The organism is Rhodobacter capsulatus SB 1003 (assembly GCF_000021865.1).
Lineage (GTDB): Bacteria > Pseudomonadota > Alphaproteobacteria > Rhodobacterales > Rhodobacteraceae > Rhodobacter > Rhodobacter capsulatus_B.
The window spans coordinates 3,348,157-3,370,581 of record NC_014034.1 but is presented as its reverse complement, the minus strand read 5'-3'; the positions used below and the strand labels follow the sequence as shown (position 1 = coordinate 3,370,581).

Genomic DNA, 22,425 nt, shown 5'->3' with positions numbered 1-22,425 from the left:
ATGCCGCCGCCGCCGCCCCTTCCGGGCGACCCGCTCGCCCCGCTGGCCCGACCGATCGCGCTGACGCGGGCGGCGATGCTGGCCGAACGGCTGCTGCGCGCCTTCTGGCCACTGCTGAGCTTGGCGGCCGTGACCTTCACCCTTTTGGCCTTTCGGCTGCCCGATCATCTGGGCGCGGGGCAATGGCCGGTTCTGGCCGGGGCGCTCGGGTTTCTGGCAGTGGTTCTGGCCGCGTTCGGGCTGCGCCGGTTCCGCATCCCCACCCGGGCCGAGGCGATTGCCCGGCTGGATGCGACCCTGCCCGGCCGGCCGCTGGCGGCGCTGACCGACAGTCTGACGCTGGGCGAGACCGATCCGGCGACGCGCGCGCTTTGGGCCTTGCACCGCGGCCGCATGGCCGAACGCGCCGCAGGTGCCCGTGCGCCCCTGCCCGCGCCCGATCTGGCGCCGCGCGATCCCTATGGCCTGCGGATCTCCGCGCTGACCGGCGTCACCGTGGCGCTGATCTTCGGCGCGCCCCTGGCGATCTTTTCTCCGCCCGAACATCCCCGGCCCCCCGGCGCCGCCGAGGCCGCGATGGGCCCCGCCTGGGAAGGCTGGGCCGAGCCGCCGCGCTACACCGGCAAGCCCGGGCTTTATCTGAACGGCGTCGAGGGCGAAGATCTGGTCCTGCCCGAGGGCACGAAGCTGTCCTTCCGTTTCTATGGTGCGCCCGGGTCTGTGCCCTTCCGCGAAACCGTCTCAAGCCCCGCGGCCACGCCCGAAAAGACCGAGGGCGGAGAGGTGCAAAGCCTGGATCTGATGGCCCGGCGCTCGGGCGTGATCGAGATTGGCGGGCGGACGGGGCGGGTCTTCCGGGTCACGCTTCTGTCCGATTCCGGGCCTGTGGTCGACCTGCCGCGGCTGGCCGAACGGCGCGCCGATGGCAAGCTGGCGCAGCCCTTTCAGGCGCGCGATGATTACGGCGTGGTCCGGGGGCAGGCGCGGGTCAGCCTCGATCTGGCCGCGGTCGACCGCCGTTACGGGCTGGCCATCGCCCCCGAGCCGCGCCCCGATCTGACCTTTGATCTGCCCTTGCCGATCACCGGCTCGCGCGCGGATTTCACCGAAACGCTGATCGAGGACATGTCCGAACACCCCTGGGCGAACCTGCCGGTGAAGCTCTCGCTCTCGGTCGAGGACGGGCTGGGCCAGACCGGCACGAGCGGCGATCAGGCGCTTGATCTGCCCGGGCGGCGGTTCTTTGACCCGCGGGCGGCGGCCTTGATCGAGCTGCGCCGCGATCTTTTGTGGTCGCGCGAAAACGCCCCCCGCACGGCGCAATTGCTGCGGGCGATCCTGAACCGGCCCGCGGGGCTGTTCCCCGCGCCGCAGATGGCCGAGGCGCTGCATGCGCAGATCGAACGTCTGGAGGGGGCATCCCTGACCCCCGAGGCCCGGGACGAGGTGGCCAAGGTGTTGTGGGATCTGGCGAAACTGCTGGAGGATGGCGGTCTGGCCGATGCTTTGGCCGCCATGCAGCAGGCGCAGGAACGGCTGAGCGAGGCGATCCGCAACGGCGCCTCCAAGGACGAGATCGCCAAGCTGATGGCCGAGCTGAAGGAGGCCACCGACCGTTACCTGCAGATGCTGGCCGAACGCGCCACCGATCAGGAAGAGGGGCCGCAATTCGGGCAAAAGCAGGACAGCCAGCGCATCACCGGCGATCAGATCCAGCAGATGATGGCGGAAATCCAGCGTCTGATGGAGGAAGGCAAGATGGCCGAGGCGCAGGAGCTGCTCGATCAGCTGGCGCGGCTGATGGAAAACATGAAGGTCACCCAGGGCGAGGGCGGCGAGGGCGACGGCCCCGGGGGCAAGGCGATGAAGGACCTTGGCCAGACCCTGCGCGAGCAGCAGAAATTGTCCGACGATGCCTTTCGGCAGATGCAGCGCAGCCCGCAGCCCGAGGGGATCGATCCGGGGCTGGAACAGCCGGGGCCGGGCGGGCCGCAGATGCAGCCCGACGCTCAGCCGCAGGCCGGAGAGGGCGCGCAGGGCGATCCGGGCGAAAGCCTGGCCGGGCGTCAGCATGCGCTGCGCCGCGAGCTGGAACGGCAGCGCGGGCTGATGCCGCGGCTCGACGGCGAGGCGGCGCGGCAGGCCGAACGGGCGCTGGACGGCGCCGGGGAAGCGATGGACGGGGCCGAACAGGCGCTGAAAGAGGGCGATCTGGGCGGCGCGCTGGACCGGCAGGCCGATGCGATCGAAGCCCTGCGCGAGGGCTTGCGCCAGCTGGGCGAGGCTCTGGCCGAGGAGGGCGGTCAGGGTCAGACCGGGCAGGGCGCGCAGGGAATGGAGCGGCGCGGCGATGCGACGGGCGGGCATGGCGAACGCGAGCTGCCGCGCGATCCGCTGGGCCGCGCCACGGGCGAGGGCAGCCGGATCGGCACCGACTCGGATCTTTTGAAGGGCGACGACATCTATCGGCGCGCCCGCGATCTGCTGGATGAAATCCGCCGTCGCACCGCCGAGCGGAGCCGCCCCGAGCCCGAACGCGACTATCTGCGCCGTCTGCTGGACCGTTTCGCCACGCCCTGAGCGGTCGGATCAGCCCTGCGGCGCCCCCGCCTGCATCGCGGCGATCGCCGCGCGCAGCTGTGCATCCAGCCAGATCCGCGCCGCATCCACCGCGGCGACATAGCTGTCCAGAAGCGGCGTCAGCGCCGGCACCCGCCCGGCCAGCTGCGGCGCATAGGCATAAAGCAGCACCGCCAGCGCCGCGAGCAGCAGCACCATCGAAAAGCCGAGCCGGAAGCCCGCGCGCGACTCCTGTCGGCCCTGCAGCGGGCCCTGGGCGGCAATGTCGCCCGCCCGGTCGGCGCTGGCCCGCAGGCTGGAATTGATCTCGTCGATGTCGGGCAGACGCTGGCGCCGCGGCGCCCGCCCGGGGCTGTCCGCGGTTTCGGCATCGGGGCTCTCGGCCGGATCGGCAAGAGGGTCGTCCGCGTCGCTGGAATTCAGATCGCTGAAATCGGGCACCCGGCGCGGTTCGGCCCGCAGCGGCGGGGTCACGCGCTGCGGCTGCACCGGAGCGACGGCGGCGGGCGGCGGCGGGACAGGCGGCACGGGCGCGGGTGGCACGGGCGCGACTGGCGCCAGCACCCGATCAAGGTTCATTTCCTCCTGCGTCTCGATCCCGGTGCCCTCGGCGCGGCGGGCGGCGGCTTCGCGCTCGGCCTCTTCGCGCAGGATCGCCATCAGGTTTTCATCCAGCGGGCGGCGCGGAATCGCCCCGGCCCGCGGCGCCGGTCCCAGATCGCCGGAGGGCGGCGGGGCGGCCGGAGCGGCGGGCGGCACAGCCTCCGCAGCCGCGGGGGGCGGCGTGAAAGTCGGGACCGGGCTCTCCTCGGGCTCGACGGGCGGGGACAGCGGATGGGCCCGCATCAGCTCGGCGATGGCCTGGGTCACATCGGCCTCGACCTCGGCCGGATCGAGATCGGCCGGTTCGGGTTCGGGCTCGCTCGGACCCTGCGGCACCGCCCAGTCCAACCCTTCAAGCGCCGGGGCCTCGGCTTCGTCTTCCGGTCCTGCGGGCTCGGGCTCGGCCGGTTCGGGCGCGGGATCGACCTCGGGCCAGTCTTCGGGGCGCGGTTCGGGCCAGGCCTCGGGCTCCGGATCCGCGACGATCTGGTCGGCGGTGATCTGGTCTGCGGCGATCTCGGGCGCGGCATCCGGGTCCTGCGGCGCCCCGGACAGGCTGGCGTCACCGGCGGCGGCATCCAGCATCGCGCGGCTGGGTTGGAACCAGGTCTGGCCGCAGCCGGAACATTGCACATCGCGCCCCGCGGCGGGAATGACCACGTCATCCACCTCGTATTGCGCACCGCATCTCGGGCAGATCAGCCGCATCCGGTTCCCAGCCTCGCCCCTCGCTTGCCATTCTGGCCTTTTCTACCAGCTTGTTGTAGCAAGCAAAGAAACAAACTCCAATAGTTTGAGTGTGTCGCAGGTGCCGCCCGCAACGGGGGCAACAGGAGAGGGGCCGCGCAGTGATCGAATTGCAGGATGTTGCCGTCGGCTATGGCGGAAGCGAGCTGCTGGCGGAGATGACGCTGAAGCTGGTGCCGGGGTCGTTTCACTTCCTGACCGGGCCTTCGGGCGCGGGCAAGACGACGTTCCTGAAGCTCTGCTATGCCGAGCTTCTGCCCTCTTCGGGGTTCATGGGGCTTTACGGTCAGGACGCCCGCACGATGGGCCGCGATGACATCGCCCGGATGCGCCAGCGCATCGGCGTCGTGCATCAGGACTGCCAGTTTCTGGATCACCTCTCGGTGGCGGAAAATGTCGCGCTGCCGCTGACGGTTTCGGGGCGTCCGATCGATGGCATGGAACTTGCAGAGCTTCTGGCCTGGGTCGGGCTGAAGGCGCAGATGAACGCGCTGCCGCCGCAGCTTTCGGGCGGCGAGCGGCAAAGGGCGGCGCTGGCGCGGGCGATCATCACCTCGCCCGAGGTGATTCTGGCCGACGAGCCCACCGGCAACCTGGATTGGGAGATGTCGCTGCGGCTGTTGTCGCTGCTGATGGAGCTGAACAAGCTGGGCAAGACCGTGCTGATCGCGACGCATGATCTGAACCTGATCCGGCAGGCCAAGGCGCAGGTCTCGGCGCGGGTGCTGCGGATCGCGAACCGGCGGCTGCAACTGGCGGGGGCGGATCTGTGATGCGGTTCAATCCTTTCGGCTCTGAATTGTCGACCGCCGACCGGGTGGTGCCGCCCACCGGCTTCACCGCCAATCTGACCGTGCTGACCTCGGCGGCGATGGCCTTTCTGGCGGTCTTTGCGCTGGCTTTGTCGCTGGCCTCGGGGCGGCTGGCCGATCGCTGGTCCGAGGCGCTGGCGCGCTCGGCCACGATCCGGATTTCGGCGCCGCCCGATCAGATGGAAACGCAGCTGCGCGCCGTGCTGGAGGCGCTGGAAACCACGCCCGGCGTGGCCAGCTACCGCGCCATGGACGAGGGCGAGATGCGCAAGCTGCTTGACCCCTGGTTCGGGCCGGATCTGCCGGTCGATACGCTGCCCTTGCCGAAGCTGGTCGAGCTGACCGAGACCGGGCAGGGCATCGACGCCGAGGGGCTGCGGCTGCGGCTGGCGGCCGAGGCGCCCGGGGCGGTGCTTGATGACCACACCCGCTGGCGCAAGCCGCTGATCGCCGCGGCCAGCCGGTTGCGGCTGCTGGGCTGGCTGTCGCTGGTGCTGATCGGCGGCGCGATGGCGGGGATGATCACGCTGGCCGCCCAGGCGGCCCTGGCGGCGAACGGTCAGGTGATCCGCACGCTGCGGCTGGTGGGGGCGCAGGATGCCTTCATCGCCGGGGCCTTCGTGCGCCGCTTCACCAAACGCGCGCTGGCCGGGGCGGCGCTGGGCACGGCGCTGGGCATGGCGGCGGTGGCGGCGCTGCCCGCGGCCGATGCGGCGGGCGGCTTCCTGACCGGACTTGGCTTCACCGGCTGGGGCTGGCTTTGGCCGCTTGCATTGCCGGGGCTGGCTGCGCTAGTGGCCTTTGGCGCCACCCGCGCCGCGGCGCTGCGCATGCTCAGGGGAATTCGCTGATGATCGTTTGGCAATACATTCGTTCGGTTCTGTTCATCGCCCAGATGTATGTGATGCTGGCGGTCTATGCGATTGTCGGGCTGCCCTATGCGCTGATCGGCGGGCGGTCCGCCGCCATCCATGTCTGCCGCGGCTATTGCAAATGGGTGTGCTGGACCGCGGGCTGGATGGTCGGCATCAAGACCGAATACCGCGGCGAGATCCCCACGGGCGACGTGCTGATTGCCGCCAAGCATCAAAGCTTCTTCGACATCCTGATGATCTATGCGGCGATCCCGCGCGGCAAGTTCATCATGAAAAAGGAACTGGTCTGGACCCCCTTCGTCGGCTGGTATGCCTGGATGATCGGCTGCGTGCCGGTTGATCGCGGCAAGCGCGGCGCGGCGATCAAGGGGATGCTGGAACAGGCCAAGGATGCCCGTTTCGCGGGCGGTCAGCTGGTGATCTTTGCCCAGGGCACCCGCGTCGCGGCCGGGGCGAAGAAGCCCTACAAGATCGGCGCCGGGGCGCTTTACAACGAGCTTGGCCTGCCCTGCGTGCCTGCGGCGACGAATGTCGGCGTGTTCTGGCCGCGCCATGCGGTGTTGCGCAAGCCCGGGCTGGCCGTGGTGGAATTCCTGCCGCAGATCGCGCCGGGCATGGCGATGGGCGAGTACATGAAGGTGATCGAGGCGCAGATCGAGACCGCGTCCGACAAGCTGATGGCCGAGGCCGGGCTGAAGATCGGCTGAAGGGTCAGCCCCCACAGAAAAGCAAAGGGCGGCCGGAGCCGCCCTTTTTCCTGTCGCAAGGTCGGCGCCTTATGCCGCCAGACCCTTCGAGCCCATCTCGATGAATTTCTTGCGCCGCGCCGCCAGGATCTCGGCGCGTTTCTTGCCCTTCAGATCGGCCAGCATCTTGCCGATCTCGGCGCCCACACTGGCAATCGTCTTCTTGCGGTCGCGCTGCGCCCCGCCCAAGGGTTCGGCGATGATCCGGTCGATCACGCCCAGTTTCTTCAGATCCTGCGCCGTCAGCCGCAAAGCCTCGGCGGCTTCGCGCATCTTCTCGGCGTCCTTCCACAGGATCGAGGCGCAGCCCTCGGGCGAGATCACCGAATAGACCGAATGTTCCAGCATCGCGATGCGGTCGGCGGTGGCAAAGGCCACGGCCCCGCCCGAGCCGCCCTCGCCGATGATCACCGAGATCAGCGGCACGCCAAGGCAGAGGCATTTTTCGGTCGAACGCGCGATGGCCTCGGCCTGGCCGCGTTCCTCGGCGCCCTTGCCGGGATAGGCGCCGGGCGTGTCGACAAGCGTCACCACCGGCAGGCCGAAGCGGTCGGCCATGTCCATCAGCCGGATCGCCTTGCGATAGCCCTCGGGGCGGGCCATGCCGAAATTGTGCACGATGCGGGACGCGGTGTCGTGGCCCTTTTCATGGCCGATCACGACGACCGGCTGATCGTCGAACCGCGCAAGGCCGCCCATCACCGCGTGATCATCGGCAAAGTTGCGATCGCCCGCCAGCGGCGTGTATTCGGTGAAAAGCTCGTAGATGTAGTCGCGGCAATGCGGCCGGTCGGGATGCCGCGCCACCTGGCATTTCCGCCAGGGCGTCAGATCCTTGTAAAGGTCGGTCAGCAGTTGCGCCGCCTTCTTGTCCAGCGCGGCCGCTTCCTTTTCGACATCCATCCCCGAATTCGCCCGGGCCAGCGCCCGCAGTTCCTCGGCCTTGCCCTCGATCTCGGCGAGCGGCTTTTCGAACTCGAGATAGGTCGTCATCGAAGCCTCCGTAACGCAGTCGTGGCCTATATGACCGCGCGGGCCGGGATTTGCAACTGACGCAGGGAAAACCGGGCAGAGTGCCGCGGGGAAGCGGGCCGCGCGGGGGCGGGGTCAAATTGGAAACGCCCCGGCGCGGGTCCGGGGCGTCCCTGTTCCCTCATGCAGCCGGGCCTCCCCTCCCTGCCGCTCCGGGATCCGAATCGATTCGGTCACGAATCGTTTACAGAATGCTCAGACCTTAGCCATTTCCGCCTGTCTGACAATCACTTCCGCCTGCCGGATCGAGGCAATATCGACCAGCCGCCCCTTGTAGACGGTGGCGCCGGCGCCCTCGGCCTTGGCCTTTTCCATCGCCGCCAGAATTTCCCGCGCCTCTGCAACCGCAGCGTCAGAGGGGGTGAAGACCTCGTTCGCCAAAGCGACCTGTTTCGGGTGGATCGCCCATTTGCCGACCATGCCGAGCGTCGCCGACCGCAAGGCCTGGGCCCGGAAGCCCTCGTCATCGGAGAAATCGCCAAACGGGCCATCGACCGGCAGGATGCCATGGGTGCGGCAGGCGGCGACGATGGCGGCCTGCGCCCAGTGCCAGGGGTCCGACCAATGTTTCACGCCCGCATGCAGCATGTAGTAGTTTTCCTGCGTGCCGCCGATACCGGTGGTGGCCATGCCCATGGAGGCCGCGAAATCCGCCGCGCCAAGGCTCATCGCCTGCAGCCGCGGCGAGGCGGCCGCGATTTCCTCGACATGGGCGATGCCCGCGGCCGATTCGATGATCACTTCCAGCGAGATGCGTTTCTTCCGGCCCTTGGCGGCCTCGATCGCGGTGACCAGCGCATCGACGGCGTAAACGTCGGCGGCGCAGCCCACTTTCGGGATCATGATCTGGTCGATGCGCTCGGACCCGTCTTCCAGCAGCTCGACCACGTCGCGATACCAGAACGGCGTATCCAGCCCGTTGATCCGCACCGACAGATATTTGTTGCCCCAGTCGATGTTGTGGCTGGCCTCGATGATGTTGCGCCGCGCCTGCGGCTTGTCGTCGGGCGCCACCGAGTCTTCCAGGTCGAGGTTGATCACATCGGCCGCCGATTGCGCCATCTTTTCAAAGATCGCCGGACGCGAACCCGGCCCGAACAGCTGGCAGCGGTTGAGGCGGGCGGGGGCAGGGGGCTGGGTGCGGAAGCTCATCTGTCTCTCGGCAATGAAGTTACGGGATGCGTTGCGTTTGCGATATATTGTTGCGCTGCGGCGTGCAAGGAATTTCTGCGCCTGCAGCATCGGGGCAAAAGGGTGATGAATTTTGCAGCGCGCGGAAAACTTGGAAGAAGCTGCGATGAAATCGGCAAGTCGCGCAAGAAATGTGTCGAGTTCTGTCGGTTCTGCGCTATCTTTCCAAGAAAATCCGGCGCTGCTCGCGTCATACCTTGCGAAACCCTTTCCAACCTGCCGAGGTTCCCATGTCGCTGATCGAAACCCCCTATCTGCTGTTCCTGGGTGATGCGCCCGACCAGCTGGCCGCGAAAGTCGCGCAGGGCATCAAGGACTGGCGGCCGGAATATGCCGTCGGCCAATACCGGATGGAGGGCTGCAAGGCCGATCTGGGCCTGCCCGAGATGAACCTGGCCACCGCCAAGGCCGCGGGCTGCAAGACGCTGGTGATCGGCGTGGCAAACCGCGGCGGCGTGATCTCGCAGGCCTGGAAAAAGGTGCTGATCATGGCGCTGGAAGAGGGCTTCGATCTGGCTTCGGGGCTGCACAACCTGCTTCGTGACGAGGAAGATCTGGTCGCCGTGGCGAAGGCCTGCGGGCGGCAGCTGCATGACGTGCGGGTGCCGACGGTGGACTATCCGATCGCCAACGGCGTGAAGCGGACCGGCAAGCGGATGCTGGCCGTGGGCACCGATTGCTCGGTCGGCAAGATGTATACCGCGCTTTGCATGGAAAAAGAGATGCGCGCGCGCGGGATGAAGGCGACGTTCCGGGCCACCGGGCAGACCGGGATCCTGATCACCGGCGACGGCGTGCCGCTTGATGCGGTGATTGCGGACTTCATGGCGGGGGCCGTGGAATGGCTGACGCCCGACAATGACGCCGATCACTGGGATCTGATCGAGGGGCAGGGGAGCCTCTTCCACGTCAGCTATTCCGGCGTGACGATGGCTTTGGTGCATGGCGGGCAACCCGATGCGCTGGTGCTGTGCCACGAACCGACCCGGGCCCATATGCGCGGCCTGCCGGGCTATCAGCTGCCGGGCCTTGACGCGCTGCGCGATCTGGCGCTGCAGGTGGCGAAGGTGGCGAACCCGGCCTGCAAGGTCGTGGGCATCTCGATCAACACCCAGAACATGCCCGAGGCCGAGGCCCGCGCCTATCTGGCCAAGGTCGAGGCCGAGATGGGCCTGCCCACCACCGATCCCTTCCGCTTCGGCGCCGAGAAGCTGGTGGACGCGCTCGCCGCGATCTGAGAGCTTGGCGCTGCCTGCCGGGGGCGGAGCCTCCGGCGAGGATATTTGGGGCAAGATAAAGGGGCGGAAGATGATTTCCGTAACGGCCGACACGTTCCGGCTGGCCGAGGTGTTCACCATCTCGCGCGGCTCGCGGACCGAGGCGAAGGTGCTGACGGTGCGGATCACGCGCGGGGGCGTGACCGGCTGGGGCGAATGCGTGCCCTACGCGCGCTATGGCGAAAGCCTGGACAGCGTGACGGCACAGATCGAGGGCCTGCCCGAGGGGATCACCCGCGCGGCGCTTTACGATGCCCTGCCGCCCGGGGCGGCGCGCAATGCGGTGGATTGCGCGCTCTGGGATCTGGAGGCGAAAGCCGCGGGGAAACGGGTCTGGGAACTGGCGGGGCTTTCCGCGCCCGGGCCGGAAGTCACCTGTTACACGCTCTCCTTGGCCGAGCCCGAGCAGATGCGGGCCGCGGCCGCGAAGAATGCGCATCGGCCGATCCTGAAGATCAAGCTGGGCACCCCCGATGACATGCCGCGGCTTGAGGCTGTGCGGGCGGGGGCGCCGAAATCGGTGATCGTCGTCGATGCGAACGAGGGCTGGTCGGCGGAGGTTTACGCCGATCTGGCGCCGCATCTGGTGCGGCTGGGCGTCGCCATGGTCGAGCAGCCCTTGCCCGCGATCGATGACGAGGCGCTGATCGGTCTGGCCCGGCCGGTGCCGGTCTGTGCCGATGAAAGCTGCCATGACCGCAAGTCGTTGTCGCATCTGCAGGGCAAATACGATCTTGTGAACATCAAGCTCGACAAGACCGGCGGGCTGACCGAGGCGCTGGCCCTGCGCCAAGCGGCCTTGGCCGAAGGCTATGGCGTGATGGTCGGCTGCATGGTCGGATCGTCGCTGGCGATGGCGCCCGCGACCCTTGTGGCGCAGGGTGCGGCCTATGTCGATCTTGACGGGCCCCTGCTTCTGGCCCAAGACCGCGAAAGCCCGCTGCGCTATGCGGACGGAAGGATTTGTCCCCCCGAGCCGGGGCTCTGGGGCTGAGGAGGAACGCGCATGAGCCGCACCGTTTACCTGAATGGCGAGTATCTGCCCGAGGAAGAGGCCAAGGTCTCGATCTTTGACCGTGGCTTCGTGATGGGCGATGCCGTCTACGAAGTGACCTCGGTTCTTGAGGGCAAGATCCTGGAATTCGAAGGCCATCTGGCCCGTCTGGCCCGCTCGATGGCGGAGCTGCAGATGACCGGCAACCTGAGCCGCGAAGAGTGGCTGGAGATCCACCGCCAGCTGATCGCGCGCAACAATCTGGTCGATGGCATGATCTATCTGCAGGTCAGCCGCGGCAATGCGGGCGACCGCGATTTCCACTTCCCGCCCGCGGGGACGCCGCCGACGATCGTGCTTTACACCCAGTCGAAGCCGGGTCTGGCCGAGGATCCGAAGGCGAAGACCGGCATCAAGGTCGTCTCGATCCCGGATCTGCGCTGGCATCGCCGCGACATCAAGACGGTGCAGCTGCTTTACCCGTCGATGGCGAAGATGGCCGCCGAAGCCGCGGGCAAGCATGACGCCTGGTTCGTCGAGGACGGGTTCGTGACCGAGGGCTCGTCGAACAACACCTATATCGTCAAGGGTGGCAAGATCATCACCCGCGAGCTGTCGAACGACATCCTGCACGGCATCACCCGGGCCTCGCTTTTGAAATACGCCGCCGAGGCGCAGATGGAGATCGAGGAACGCCCCTTCACCATCGCCGAAGCCCAGGCCGCCGACGAGGCGTTCTTCACCTCGGCTTCGGCCTTCGTGATGCCGGTCGTCGAGGTGGATGGCGTGGCGCTGAACGGCGGTGCCGTCGGCCCGGTGGCCAAGCGGCTGCGGGAAATCTATCTGGAAGAAGGGCGCAAGGCGGCGATCTGATCCGCCGGCACGCCGGAAAATAAAAAGCCCCGGGCCAGCCCTGCCCGGGGCTTTTTCGTCCGCCGGGCCGGTCAGGCCGCCTGCGGACTGCGGAAACGGATCTGTGCGGGCCGCAGGGTGCGGGCCGGAACGCCTTCGAAGATCAGCGCGGGCAGGCCGTCGAGGACCAGCCGCGCATCCTGTCCGATCTGGTCGAAGTGCAGCTCTTCGGGGCGGGGCAGGGGGCCCTCGATTTCCAGCTCGATCACGTCGCCCGGGCGGAAGCCGATGATCCGGGGCAGATCCCCGGCGAAGGCCGCCGGGACGGGGGACCCTGCGGTGGCGGGCCGTCCGGCGGTTTGCGCGCGCGGCAGGGATGGGTCGCGCCATTCGGCCCAGACCACAAGCGCCAGTGCGGCAGAGACGGCGATGAACAGCGCCAGCATCGGGAAATCCTCCGTTCCTGTCGGAACCATGACGGCGCGGCCGGGGGTCGGCAAGGGATTCGCCGCGGCATCGGCATGGCACTGTCAACGCTTTGGTAACCATGCGCCGCTAGGACGGGGATTGGCGCCGGTGCCGTCACGAAAGCGAAAAGGCCCCGCCGGAGCGGGGCCTTGCGCCATGTCCCGGTCGGCCGTTCAGGCCGCGGCGGTGTTGACGGTGATCATGTCGAGCGTGATGTCGGCGGCGGCAACGCCGTGCAGCCGGAAGGCATCTTCGCCATTGACCCGGACCACGGCCCCCAGGTCGCGATCGATGATGCTGATCACCGCATCCGCGGGCACGTCCTCCAGCACCAGACGGTCGGTGCCGACGGTGAAATCGGTCACCACGACGACCTCGGGCGAGGGGGTCTCGGTCGCGGTGAAGCCGGTGGTGAAGACATCCGTGCCCGCGCCGCCGGTCATCGTGTCGAGCAGGTCGCCGACCAGCGTGTCATTGCCCGCGCCGCCCAGCAGCGTGTCGGCCGCCGTCGAGGTCGGGTCGTCGGTGGCGATCACAAGATCGTCGCCCGCGCCGCCATCCAGCAGATCCGCGCCGCTCAGGTCGCTCAGCCGGTCGTCGCCGTCTTCGCCCAGCAGCGAATCGTTGCCCGCCCCGCCGTCAAGGCTGTCATTCTGCGCCCCGCCCAAGAGGCTGTCATTGCCGTCCTGACCGTTGAGACTGTCGGCGCCATAGCCGCCCGAGACGGTGTCATTGCCCGCGCCCGCCACCACCGTATCGGCGCCCAGATGGGCATAGATCGCCTCGTCGGCCTCGGTGCCGGTCAGGGTGTCGGGATCATCGGTGCCGTGGATCGTGGGCGTGGGCAGATCCGGCGTGTAGCTGTTGTCGGCGGCATCCTGCAGCGTCAGGTGTTCGGACAGGGTCGCAAGATCGGCGCCCCGGAACAGGGCCACGGTCTCGCCATCGACGATCGCCACCACGCCGCCCTCGACGGTGTCGAGCCGGAATTCCATGTCGGCGGTGAAAGCCTCGTCGCGGATCAGCACCGTCTCGAAGCTTCCCGCCGCCGCGCCGGTGAGGTCGCCGTAATCGGTGAGCGTCAGCGGCGCGTCGCCCGGGCTCCAGGTGATGTCGTAGGAATCGCGCCCCGCGCCGCCGGTCATCACGTCGCCGGACCCCGCCGCGAGCGCATCGTCGCCTGCGCCGCCGTCAAGGCTGTCTTCCCCGGCGCCGCCGTCGAGCGTGTCATTGCCCGCGCCGCCCGCAAGGCTGTCGGTTCCGTCGCCGCCGGTCAGGGCGTCATTCCCGGCGCCGCCGTCGAGCGTGTCATTGCCCGCACTGCCCGCAAGGCTGTCGGTCCCGTCATCGCCCGCCAGCGCGTCATTGCCCGCCCCGCCGTCCAGCGTGTCATCGCCCGCGCCGCCCGCAAGGCTGTCGGTCCCGTCATCGCCCGCCAGCGCGTCATTGCCTGCCCCGCCCGCCAGCGTGTCGTCACCCGCGCCGCCCGCGAGCGTGTCGGCCCCGTCATCGCCCGCCAGCGCGTCATTGTCGGCGCCGCCGTCCAGACTGTCGTCATCCGCCCCGCCCGACAGCGTGTCGGCCCCCGCCAGACCGTCCAGCGTGTCGTTCCCGGCCAGACCGTCGATGCTGTCATCGGCCTCCGTGCCCTGCAGATCGTCCGCATTCTCGGTGCCGGTCTCGTCCTCGCCCGGGATCGTCGGGTGCAGGCTGCTGTCGCTGTCGGTCTGGGTCAGCGTCACCGCGGGGGCCAGCGCCGCGATGTCGCCGCCCTCGAACCAGGCGACGGTCTCGCCGTCGAGGATCAGGTTCACCCCGCCTTCGATGGCCTCGAGGTGGAAGTCCGTCTCCTCGGTCACGGCGTCATCGATCTCGATCGAGAAACGCTCGCCGCCGGCCGGATCGAAGTCGCTCAGCGTCAGGGCGGTGCTGCCCGGCGTCCAGTAGGCGCGGAAGTAATCGGTGCCGTCGCCACCCAGCAGCGTGTCGCCGTCATCGCCCAGAAGCGTGTCATTGTTGCCGCCGCCGTCGAGCAGGTCGGAGGCCCCGCCCTTGGCATCCAGCGCGGTCAGATGGTCATAGCCGTAGCCGCCGTGCAGCGTGTTCGCGCCGAAGAAATCGGTCAGCTCGTCGGCGCCCAGATTGCCGCGCAGCGTGTCGTTGCCCAGCCCGCCATCGATCGTGTCATGGCCATGACCGCCGTCGATGAAGTCCCGGCCGTCGGTGCCCTCGATCTCGTTGGCGTCGTCGTCGCCGAAGATCTTGTGCGCGGGGGCGGCGGCTCCGTCCTCGTCGTCATCCTGCCCGTTGATGGCCAGCCCCACAAGAAGGACCGGGAAAAGCGAAAGAAGAATGAGGCTGCCCAAGACTGCGCTCCTGATCTGGTTTTGAAAATCCGTAAACGAACGGCTAACACCGCCACCCGGGAGGGGCAACGAAAGTGGCAAAGCCGCGGGGAATTGTCGCTTTCGGCGGCAACAATGGTGCGATCAGGGAGCGACTGTTTCGGCCGCCCTCAGGGCGTCCCGCAGGATCGGTGCCAGCACCCCGGCCCAATGCGCCTGTCCTGATTCGTTTGCGATCAGGTCGTTGCGCAGCTCGATCAGCACGTTGGGCCGCCCGGTCTGCAGCGCATGCCGGTCGATGCTGTCGCCGCGCAGATGGCCGGAATAGGGTTCGTTGTCGCCGACGCAAAGCCCCGCGGCGCGCAGGCCCGAAATCAGCGGCAGCGCCAGCCTCGTGTCGCAGGGCGCGTGCAGCACGCCCACCTGCCAGGGCCGGGGGGGCCGCCCGCGCAGGCAGGGGGTAAAGGAATGGATGGCGCAGATCACCGTATCGTCGCGCCGCGCCGCCAGCCGCGCCAGCGCCGCGTGATAGGGCCGGTGCAGCCGGTCCAGCCGCTCCGCCAGTGCGGGGGGCGAAAGGTGGCGGTTGGCCGGAATGATCGTGCCGTCGTAAAGCTGCATCACCAGCGTCGGGTCATCCTCGCCGCGGTTCGGGTCGATGACGAGCCGCGAGAAATCCGACCAGATCAGCGGGCTCTCGAGCGCCTCTGCCAGATGCCGGGCCACCTCCAGCGCGCCCGGGTCCCAGGCGATGTGGCGGGCCATGTCCTCGGGGGTAATGCCGAGACTGCCGCCCCCCACCCAGTCGGGCACCCGGTTGGTGGCGTGATCGACGGTGACCAGCCAGCGGCCGGGGCGGGTTTCGCCATGAATGTGACAGGCTTCGGTCATGCTTTCTTTGCCTTTGTCGCTCACAACAGATTTACGTCAGCGGGGCCCGGTGTTCCAGTTGCCCTGCGCGACATTTTGCGCCATAGCTGGGATCGGCCCACGAAATGACTGCAACACCAACGCCCGAGGACGCATGAGACGCCTTCGCAATGTCAAGATCGTGGCTACGCTTGGCCCCGCATCTTCCGATTACAAGACCATCCGCGCCCTGTTCGAGGCCGGTGCCGACGTGTTCCGCCTGAACATGAGCCACGGCACCCATGCCGAACACAAGGTCCGCTACGACATCATCCGCCAGATCGAGGCCGACACCGGCCGTCCGGTCGCGGTGCTGGCCGATCTGCAGGGCCCGAAGCTGCGCGTCGGCACCTTTGCCGCCGGCGCCGCCGATCTGGAAGAGGGCGAGCCCTTCCGCTTCGATCTCGACCCGACCGAGGGCGACGGCCACCGGGTCTGCCTGCCGCATCCCGAGATTTTCGCCGCGCTGGAAGTTGGCGCCCGCCTGCTGGTCAATGACGGCAAGATCCGCCTGCGCGTCACCGCCTGCGGCCCGGATTTCGCCGATTGCATCGTCACCGTCGGCGGCACGATTTCGAACCGCAAGGGCGTGAACGTGCCCGATGTGGTGCTGCCGCTTGCCGCGCTTTCGGCCAAGGACCGCGACGATCTGGAATTCGCCTGCGATCTGGGCGCCGACTGGCTGGCGCTGAGCTTCGTGCAGCGCCCCGAGGACGTGATCGAGGCCAAGGCCCTGGCCCGCGGCCGCGCGCAGGTGCTCTCGAAGATCGAGAAGCCGCAGGCCGAACGCGCCTTTGACGAGATCCTCAAGGTCTCGGACGGGATCATGGTCGCCCGCGGCGATCTGGGGGTGGAGCTGCCGGTCGAATCCGTGCCGCCGATCCAGAAGCGGCTGATCCGCAAGTGCCGGGCCGCCGCCAAGCCCGTCATCGTGGCAACGCAGATGCTGGAAAGCATGATCGAAAGCCCGATGCCGACGCGGGCCGAAATCTCCGACGTCGCCACCGCGATCTACGAGGGCGCCGATGCGATCATGCTCTCGGCCGAATCCGCCGCCGGGCGCTATCCGGTCGAGGCAGTGCAGACGATGAACGCCGTCGCCCGCTCGGTCGAAAGCGATCCCACCTATCGCGACATCATCGAGGCGTCGCGCTCGGCCAAGCGGCAGACCGTGGCCGATGGCATCGTCGCCGCCGCGCGCGAGATCGCCGAAACCACCGATGTCTCCGCCATCTGCTGCTACACGCAATCGGGGAAAACCGTCGCGCTGGTCTGCCGCGAACGGCCCCGCGTGCCGGTGATCGCGCTTTCGCCGATCACCCAGACCCTGCGCAAGCTTTGCCTGAACTGGGGCGTGCATGCGGTGCGCTGCGACGAGGTCAGCCGCTTCAAGGAAGCCGTGGTCAATGCCGCCCGCGCCGCGCGCGACTATGGTTTCGCCGATGAAAGTCATCAGATCATCGTCATCGCCGGGGTGCCCTTCAACGTGCAGGGGACGACGAACATCCTGCGCGTGGCGCCCTGCGACGAAAGATTGATCTACCGCACCGACCCGGAGTAACCTTCGTCAAAGGTTTGCCGGGGGGGGCCATGCTCGACAGCGATCTGTTTCTCGTGCTGGGGATCCTTGTTTCGGCCTTTGCGGTTCCCGCGGTGATCTCGGCCTTTGCCGACAGCCGTCCGCCGCGGGCGGCGGCCCTGGCGGTGATGATCGGCGGCGGGCTGATCCTGTTTGCGATGGCGACGAAGCCGGGCGGCTACACGCCCGGCCAGATCCCCGAAACCTTCGCCCGGATCATCGCGCGTTTCCTGGCCCGCTAGCCGCTTTTCGCTTGCCAATCGCCCCCGCCGCGGCTATCTGCCCGCATCTATCCCGCACGGCCGGCCAACAGTGGCATGCCGAGTCGTGCGTTCACTCTCGAAAAGGAGATGAAAATGCCCAAGATGAAGACCAAATCCGCTGCGAAGAAGCGGTTCAAATTCACGGCGACCGGCAAGGTCATCGCGGGTCCGGCCGGCAAACGCCACGGCATGATCAAGCGTTCGACCAAGTTCATCCGCGACAGCGCGGGCACGATGATCCTGTCCGATGCGGACGCGAAGATCGTCAAGAAATACATGCCCTACAACCGCTGATCTGGAGGCCTGAACAATGTCCCGCGTCAAATCCGGCAAGGTCACTCACGCCTCGCACAAGAAAGTCCTGAAGAAGGCGAAAGGCTACTACTCGGCCCGTTCGCGCAACTTCCGCACCGCCACCCAGGCTGTCGACAAGGCGATGCAATACGCCACGCGCGACCGCCAGCAGCGCAAGCGCAACTTCCGCGCGCTGTGGATCCAGCGCATCAACGCCGCCGTGCGCGCGATTGATCTGGAAATGACCTATTCGCGTTTCATCAACGGTCTGGCGCTTGCCGGGATCGAGGTGGACCGCAAGGTTCTGGCCGATCTGGCCGTCCACGAGCCCGAGGCCTTTGCGGCCATCGTTGCCCAGGCCAAAGCCGCCGCGGCCGCGTAATTCCCCACTCACGGGAAACGGAACCCCCGCGCGGCAGCCGCCGTCGCGGGGGTTTTGCGTTCGGGCGCTTGAAATCACCCCGGGGGGCGGCTAGCAAGACGCACCCACTTGCAGGAGAGACCTCATGACCACGCTCGATGTGCTCAAGGCGAAATATCTCGAAGGCATCGCGGCCGCCGCGGATGAGGCGAGCCTTGAGGAGCTGCGTCTGGCTGCCCTTGGCAAGAAGGGCGAGATCAGCCTGAAGATGCGTGAACTGGGGCAAATGACGCCCGAGGAACGCACCACCACCGGCGCGGCCTTGAACCGGCTGAAGGACGAGATCGACGCCGCTTTGCGCGCGAAGAAAGAGGCTTTGGCCGATGCGGCGCTGGATGCCCGGCTGAAATCGGAATGGCTTGATGTGACGCTGCCCGGCCGTCCGCGCCGGGCGGGCACGATCCACCCGGTCAGCCAGGTCATGGACGAAGTCACCGCGATTTTCGCCGATATGGGCTTTGCCGTCGCCGAAGGCCCGCAGGTGGAAAGCGACTGGTACAATTTCGACGCGCTCAACATCGCGCCGGAACACCCGGCGCGGCAGGAGCATGACACGTTCTTCATGGCCCGCGACGCTGCCGACCCGCGCCCGCCGCATGTGCTGCGCACCCATACCTCGCCGGTGCAGATCCGCGCCATGCAGGCCAAGGGCGCGCCGATCCGCGTGATCGCGCCGGGCCGCGTCTACCGCATGGACATGGACCAGACCCACGCGCCGATGTTCCATCAGGTCGAGGGTCTGGCGATCGGCCGCGACATTTCGATGGCGAACCTGAAATGGGTGCTGGAGGAATTCTGCAAGACCTTCTTCGAGGTGCCCTCGGTCGAACTCCGTTTCCGCGCCAGCCACTTCCCCTTCACCGAACCCTCGGCCGAGGTGGATATCCGCTGTTCCTGGGAAGGCGGCCAGCTGAAGATCGGCGAGGGCAATTCCTGGCTGGAAATCCTCGGCTCGGGCATGGTGCACCCCAAGGTTCTGGCGGCGGGCGGGATCGATCCGACCGAATATCAGGGCTTCGCCTTCGGCGTCGGCATCGACCGGATCGCGATGCTGAAATACGGCATCCCGGATCTGCGGGCGTTCTTCGAGAGCGACCTGCGCTGGCTGAAACACTACGGTTTCGCGGCCTTGGACCTGCCGACGGTGTTCGGGGGGTTGAGTAAGTGAGTTACTTATTGTGGCTGTATCAAGAGTTTTTTGGAGGGAAAATGAGTGACACTAAGTCGAATTCGATGCAGAGAACTAAGAACCTAGCTGAATGGCTCGCCGATGAAGCAAGCGTTACGCACTATGTTTACTTCAAACTTTATAGCAATTTTCAGAGTGAGAATAAAGGTGCGGCAAGAAAAGTATTTTCGTGGGTGGCGGGGGCATTCGGCGCATCAGGAATTGTGGCGTGGCTTCAGCATGCGAGTAGTCTGAAAATTTACCTCCCATCATTGTTTTTCTTTTTTCAGCATTACGGTTATGTAATTCAGGTTTTATTAATATTCTTAATTTGCGCCTCGATAGCTGAATTTATAGCATCGATGACGCCGGATAATAGTTTTAAATTCGGGTCAAGAGTTTTATCTGATCAGGAGTGGTCTGCGCGCTTGCTAGAAAGTCATGCTCTTCGGGTTGAGAAGAGAAGGGCCGTTTTCGATGCTGCCAGATTTTTGTTTGTGGTTGCAACGTTTTTGTCATCGGGTGTCCTTTGGTGCGATTTCTTTGAGTTAATGGCGCCCGGTGCTGCCGCTGATCTGCCGGATGACTGGAGAAACTATGTATACTATTTGACGATTGCGTTCTCGATTTTCTATTATTTTGCTTCGACGGGTACCTTGTCTTTTTCGAAGTCAAAAGGGGCTGCCTTTGGCTGCCGGGTTCGAAGGATTTTCGTCTTTTTAACTGCGAACAACAAAGTGGTCTGCGGAGATAATTAAATTTGATCGTTGTGTCGTGTGTTGGGCTTGTTAATCTTGCGATGAAATCGGGAGCACTCCTATGAAATTCACCCTCTCCTGGCTGAAAGACCATCTCGAGACCGAGGCCTCGGTCACCGAGATCGCCGATGCGCTCACCGACCTTGGCCTTGAGGTCGAGGAGGTGGTGAACCCGGGCGCGAAACTCGCCCCCTTCACCATCGCCAAGGTGCTGCACGCCGAAAAGCACCCCGATGCCGACAAGCTGCGGGTCTGCCGCGTGCTGACCGACGAGGGCGAAAAGGTCATCGTTTGCGGTGCGCCGAATGCGCGGGCGGGGATCACCGTCGTGCTGGCGAAACCGGGCGATTATGTGCCGGGCATCGACACCACGCTTGGCATCGGCAAGATCCGCGGCATTGAAAGCCACGGCATGATGTGCTCGGAACGCGAGCTGGAGCTGTCCGACGAGCATAACGGCATCATCGAACTGCCCGAGGACAGCCTGAATTCCGAGGTCGGCTGCAAATTCATCGACTGGCTGGCGGAAAACCGCCCCGAGGCCGTCGATCCGATGATCCACATCAAGATCACCCCGAACCGCCCCGACGCTTTGGGCGTGCGCGGTGTGGCCCGTGATCTGGCCGCGCGCGGTCTGGGTCGGTTGAAGCCGCTCGAAATCGAGGCCGTGCCGGGCGGGTTTGAAAGCCCGATCAAGGTGGAGATTGACGCCACCCTGAAGGAAAAGGGCTGCCCGCTCTTTGCTGGCCGTCTGATCCGTGGCGTCAAGAACGGGCCGAGCCCCGACTGGCTGCAAGCGCGGCTGCGGGCGATCGGGCTGCGGCCGATCTCGGCGCTCGTCGATATCACCAACTTCTTCACCTATGACCTGAACCGCCCGCTGCACGTGTTTGATGCGGCGAAGGTGGCGGGGAACCTGCGGATTGTCCCTGCCAAGGGCGGCGAGGAACTGCTGGCGCTCGATGGCAAGACCTACACCCTGCGCCCCGGTCAGATGGTGATTTGCGACGATGCGCAGCCGGAAAGCCTTGCCGGGATCATGGGCGGCGAGCTTTCGGGCTGCACCGAGGAGACGGTCGATGTCTTCCTTGAAAGCGCCTATTGGGACCCGATCACCATTGCCACCACCGGCCGCGCGCTGAAGATCAACTCGGATGCGCGCTATCGGTTCGAGCGTGGCGTGGACCCGGAGTTCACCCTGCCGGGGCTGGAACTGGCGACGCAGATGGTGCTCGACCTCTGCGGCGGCGAGGCATCCAATGTGGTGATGGACGGCGCCGTTCCCGATACCAAACGCGCCTACAAGCTCGACCCCGCCCGGGTCATCAGCCTTGTCGGGATGGAGATCCCCGAGGCGACGCAACGCGAAACCCTGACGGCGCTCGGTTTCACCTTCGAGGGCGACATGGCCTGCCCGCCCAGCTGGCGGCCCGATGTGCTGGGCGAGGCCGATCTGGTCGAGGAGGTGGCGCGGATTGCGTCCTTGACGAAGCTCGTCGGCCGTCCGATGGCGCGCGAAACCACGGGCGTTCCCGGTCCGGTGCTGACGCCGATCCAGACCCGCGAACGCACCGCGCGGCGCACGATTGCGGCGCTGGGCTACAATGAATGCGTGACCTACAGCTTCATCGACGCCAAGTCGGCGGCGCTCTTCGGTGGCGGGCTTGAGGCGACGCGGATCGAAAACCCGATCTCGTCGGAGATGACGCATCTGCGCCCGGATCTGCTGCCGGGGCTTCTGCAGGCGGCGGCGCGCAATCAGGCGCGCGGCTTTGCGGATCTGGCGCTCTTCGAGGTTGGTCCGGCTTTCAGCGGCGGCGAGCCGGGGGATCAGGCATTGCAGGCGGCGGGGCTGCTCGTGGGCGCTTCGGCGCCGCGCGACCCCTGGGCCTCGCGCCGTCCGGTCGATCTTTATGACGCCAAGGCCGATGTCGAGGCCGTGCTGGCCGCCATCGGCGCCCCCGCGCGGGTGCAGATCAACCGCAAGGTGGCGGGCTGGTTCCATCCGGGCCGCTCGGGCACCATCGCGCTGGGGCCGAATGCGCTGGCCAGCTTTGGCGAGGTTCACCCCAAGGTGCTGCGCGAGATGGGGGTGAAGGGGCCAGCGGTCGCCTTCACCGTCTGGATCGAAGCCGTGCCCTTCCCGAAAGCCAAGACCCCGACCCGGCCTGCGCTGGCGCTGTCGGATCTGCAGGCGGTCGAGCGCGATTTCGCCTTTGTCGTCGATGCGGGTGTCGAGGCGCTGACGGCGGTGAACGCGGCTTACGGCGCCGACAAGGCGCTGATCGAGGCGGTTTCGGTCTTTGACCAGTTCACCGGCGCCAAGGCCGAGGAGCAGATGGGCGCGGGCAAGAAGTCGATCGCGCTGAGCGTTCGGCTGCAGCCGCGCGACAAGACCCTGACCGATGCCGAGATCGAGGCGGTTTCGGCCAAGGTCGTCGAAAAGGTCACCAAGGCCACCGGCGGCGTGCAGCGGAAGTGACCTGAAGTCACGCTTTGCGGATGTGAAAA

Annotated in this window: 20 protein-coding genes; 14 read left to right on the top strand and 6 right to left on the bottom strand. The window is 66.8% G+C overall.

Annotated elements, in window-relative coordinates:
* The gene (locus tag RCAP_RS15665) at positions 1–2,580 is read left to right on the top strand and encodes a DUF4175 domain-containing protein (protein WP_013068867.1); all 2,580 of its coding nucleotides are present in this window, start codon (positions 1–3) and stop codon (positions 2,578–2,580) included.
* A gap of 9 nt (positions 2,581–2,589) precedes the next feature.
* On the opposite strand, the gene RCAP_RS19815 is transcribed toward RCAP_RS15665, so the two are convergent.
* The gene (locus tag RCAP_RS19815; RefSeq protein WP_013068866.1) at positions 2,590–3,891 is read right to left on the bottom strand and encodes a zinc-ribbon domain-containing protein; all 1,302 of its coding nucleotides are present in this window, start codon (positions 3,889–3,891) and stop codon (positions 2,590–2,592) included.
* 140 nt (positions 3,892–4,031) lie between these two features.
* Here RCAP_RS19815 and RCAP_RS15655 point away from each other — a divergent pair, with 140 nt between their 5' ends.
* The 3 genes from RCAP_RS15655 to RCAP_RS15645 are packed head-to-tail and all read left to right on the top strand — an operon-like array spanning position 4,032 to position 6,324.
* Positions 4,032–4,703: a cell division ATP-binding protein FtsE gene (locus tag RCAP_RS15655; RefSeq protein ID WP_013068865.1), complete on the top strand. Its 672-nt coding sequence runs from the start codon at positions 4,032–4,034 to the stop codon at positions 4,701–4,703.
* Positions 4,703–5,593 carry a cell division protein FtsX gene (locus tag RCAP_RS15650; protein WP_013068864.1) on the top strand — a complete coding sequence of 297 codons (891 nt, stop codon included), beginning with the start codon at positions 4,703–4,705 and terminating at the stop codon, positions 5,591–5,593. Before RCAP_RS15655 ends, RCAP_RS15650 begins: the two co-directional genes overlap by 1 nt.
* Positions 5,593–6,324 (top strand): lysophospholipid acyltransferase family protein, encoded by a 732-nt coding sequence (locus tag RCAP_RS15645; RefSeq protein ID WP_013068863.1) that lies wholly within the window; start codon positions 5,593–5,595, stop codon positions 6,322–6,324. The genes RCAP_RS15650 and RCAP_RS15645 overlap by 1 nt, the downstream gene beginning before the upstream one ends.
* Before the next feature lie 69 nt (positions 6,325–6,393).
* Here the strand turns inward: RCAP_RS15645 and RCAP_RS15640 are convergent, their stop codons facing one another.
* Entirely contained in the window at positions 6,394–7,356 is a 963-nt protein-coding gene (locus RCAP_RS15640) for an acetyl-CoA carboxylase carboxyltransferase subunit alpha (RefSeq protein WP_013068862.1), read from the bottom strand.
* Between the two features lie 234 nt (positions 7,357–7,590).
* A complete protein-coding gene (locus RCAP_RS15635; protein WP_013068861.1) occupies positions 7,591–8,547 on the bottom strand; it encodes an L-malyl-CoA/beta-methylmalyl-CoA lyase in 957 nt (318 codons plus the stop codon).
* A 275-nt stretch (positions 8,548–8,822) separates the two neighbouring features.
* Between RCAP_RS15635 and dgcN the strand changes: the two genes are divergently transcribed.
* The 3 genes from dgcN (at position 8,823) to RCAP_RS15620 (ending at position 11,730) form a co-directional block, all read left to right on the top strand.
* Positions 8,823–9,824, top strand: a complete 1,002-nt coding sequence (dgcN, locus tag RCAP_RS15630) for an N-acetyltransferase DgcN (protein WP_031321585.1) — start codon at positions 8,823–8,825, stop codon at positions 9,822–9,824.
* Positions 9,825–9,894: 70 nt separating this feature from the next.
* Complete coding sequence (gene dgcA, locus RCAP_RS15625) at positions 9,895–10,857, top strand: N-acetyl-D-Glu racemase DgcA (protein WP_013068859.1); 963 nt, start codon at positions 9,895–9,897, stop codon at positions 10,855–10,857.
* Between the two features lie 12 nt (positions 10,858–10,869).
* Positions 10,870–11,730 carry a D-amino-acid transaminase gene (locus RCAP_RS15620; RefSeq protein WP_013068858.1) on the top strand — a complete coding sequence of 287 codons (861 nt, stop codon included), beginning with the start codon at positions 10,870–10,872 and terminating at the stop codon, positions 11,728–11,730.
* Between the two features lie 71 nt (positions 11,731–11,801).
* On the opposite strand, the gene RCAP_RS15615 is transcribed toward RCAP_RS15620, so the two are convergent.
* The 3 genes from RCAP_RS15615 to RCAP_RS15605 all read right to left on the bottom strand — a co-directional run bounded on the left by RCAP_RS15615 (position 11,802) and on the right by RCAP_RS15605 (position 15,413).
* The gene (locus tag RCAP_RS15615; protein WP_148214859.1) at positions 11,802–12,185 is read right to left on the bottom strand and encodes a hypothetical protein; all 384 of its coding nucleotides are present in this window, start codon (positions 12,183–12,185) and stop codon (positions 11,802–11,804) included.
* A 165-nt stretch (positions 12,186–12,350) separates the two neighbouring features.
* Positions 12,351–14,543, bottom strand: a complete 2,193-nt coding sequence (locus RCAP_RS15610) for a calcium-binding protein (protein ID WP_013068856.1) — start codon at positions 14,541–14,543, stop codon at positions 12,351–12,353.
* Positions 14,544–14,666: 123 nt separating this feature from the next.
* A complete protein-coding gene (locus RCAP_RS15605) occupies positions 14,667–15,413 on the bottom strand; it encodes an N-formylglutamate amidohydrolase (RefSeq protein ID WP_013068855.1) in 747 nt (248 codons plus the stop codon).
* Between the two features lie 133 nt (positions 15,414–15,546).
* On the opposite strand from RCAP_RS15605, the gene pyk reads away from it, so the two are divergent.
* From pyk to pheT, 7 genes are all read left to right on the top strand, one after another.
* Entirely contained in the window at positions 15,547–16,992 is a 1,446-nt protein-coding gene (gene pyk, locus RCAP_RS15600; RefSeq protein WP_013068854.1) for a pyruvate kinase, read from the top strand.
* 29 nt (positions 16,993–17,021) lie between these two features.
* Positions 17,022–17,252 carry a hypothetical protein gene (locus RCAP_RS15595; RefSeq protein WP_013068853.1) on the top strand — a complete coding sequence of 77 codons (231 nt, stop codon included), beginning with the start codon at positions 17,022–17,024 and terminating at the stop codon, positions 17,250–17,252.
* A 114-nt stretch (positions 17,253–17,366) separates the two neighbouring features.
* Complete coding sequence (gene rpmI / locus RCAP_RS15590) at positions 17,367–17,567, top strand: 50S ribosomal protein L35 (RefSeq protein ID WP_013068852.1); 201 nt, start codon at positions 17,367–17,369, stop codon at positions 17,565–17,567.
* Positions 17,568–17,583: 16 nt separating this feature from the next.
* Positions 17,584–17,949, top strand: coding sequence for a 50S ribosomal protein L20 (rplT, locus tag RCAP_RS15585; RefSeq protein ID WP_013068851.1), 366 nt, complete (start codon positions 17,584–17,586; stop codon positions 17,947–17,949).
* Between the two features lie 124 nt (positions 17,950–18,073).
* Positions 18,074–19,156: a phenylalanine--tRNA ligase subunit alpha gene (pheS, locus tag RCAP_RS15580; protein WP_013068850.1), complete on the top strand. Its 1,083-nt coding sequence runs from the start codon at positions 18,074–18,076 to the stop codon at positions 19,154–19,156.
* Between the two features lie 41 nt (positions 19,157–19,197).
* Entirely contained in the window at positions 19,198–19,914 is a 717-nt protein-coding gene (locus RCAP_RS19430; RefSeq protein WP_131618327.1) for a hypothetical protein, read from the top strand.
* A gap of 61 nt (positions 19,915–19,975) precedes the next feature.
* Entirely contained in the window at positions 19,976–22,396 is a 2,421-nt protein-coding gene (gene pheT / locus RCAP_RS15575) for a phenylalanine--tRNA ligase subunit beta (RefSeq protein WP_013068848.1), read from the top strand.
* Positions 22,397–22,425: the final 29 nt, after the last annotated feature.

Coding starts and splice junctions, on each gene's coding strand:
- RCAP_RS15665 (WP_013068867.1), top strand. CDS start 1: ATGCCGCCGCCGCCGCCCCTTCCGGGCGACCCGCTCGCCCCGCTGGCC.
- RCAP_RS19815 (WP_013068866.1), bottom strand. CDS start 3,891: ATGCGGCTGATCTGCCCGAGATGCGGTGCGCAATACGAGGTGGATGAC.
- RCAP_RS15650 (WP_013068864.1), top strand. CDS start 4,703: ATGCGGTTCAATCCTTTCGGCTCTGAATTGTCGACCGCCGACCGGGTG.
- RCAP_RS15645 (WP_013068863.1), top strand. CDS start 5,593: ATGATCGTTTGGCAATACATTCGTTCGGTTCTGTTCATCGCCCAGATG.
- RCAP_RS15640 (WP_013068862.1), bottom strand. CDS start 7,356: ATGACGACCTATCTCGAGTTCGAAAAGCCGCTCGCCGAGATCGAGGGC.
- RCAP_RS15635 (WP_013068861.1), bottom strand. CDS start 8,547: ATGAGCTTCCGCACCCAGCCCCCTGCCCCCGCCCGCCTCAACCGCTGC.
- dgcA (WP_013068859.1), top strand. CDS start 9,895: ATGATTTCCGTAACGGCCGACACGTTCCGGCTGGCCGAGGTGTTCACC.
- RCAP_RS15620 (WP_013068858.1), top strand. CDS start 10,870: ATGAGCCGCACCGTTTACCTGAATGGCGAGTATCTGCCCGAGGAAGAG.
- RCAP_RS15615 (WP_148214859.1), bottom strand. CDS start 12,185: ATGGTTCCGACAGGAACGGAGGATTTCCCGATGCTGGCGCTGTTCATC.
- RCAP_RS15605 (WP_013068855.1), bottom strand. CDS start 15,413: ATGACCGAAGCCTGTCACATTCATGGCGAAACCCGCCCCGGCCGCTGG.
- pyk (WP_013068854.1), top strand. CDS start 15,547: ATGAGACGCCTTCGCAATGTCAAGATCGTGGCTACGCTTGGCCCCGCA.
- RCAP_RS15595 (WP_013068853.1), top strand. CDS start 17,022: ATGCTCGACAGCGATCTGTTTCTCGTGCTGGGGATCCTTGTTTCGGCC.
- rpmI (WP_013068852.1), top strand. CDS start 17,367: ATGCCCAAGATGAAGACCAAATCCGCTGCGAAGAAGCGGTTCAAATTC.
- rplT (WP_013068851.1), top strand. CDS start 17,584: ATGTCCCGCGTCAAATCCGGCAAGGTCACTCACGCCTCGCACAAGAAA.
- pheS (WP_013068850.1), top strand. CDS start 18,074: ATGACCACGCTCGATGTGCTCAAGGCGAAATATCTCGAAGGCATCGCG.
- RCAP_RS19430 (WP_131618327.1), top strand. CDS start 19,198: ATGAGTGACACTAAGTCGAATTCGATGCAGAGAACTAAGAACCTAGCT.
- pheT (WP_013068848.1), top strand. CDS start 19,976: ATGAAATTCACCCTCTCCTGGCTGAAAGACCATCTCGAGACCGAGGCC.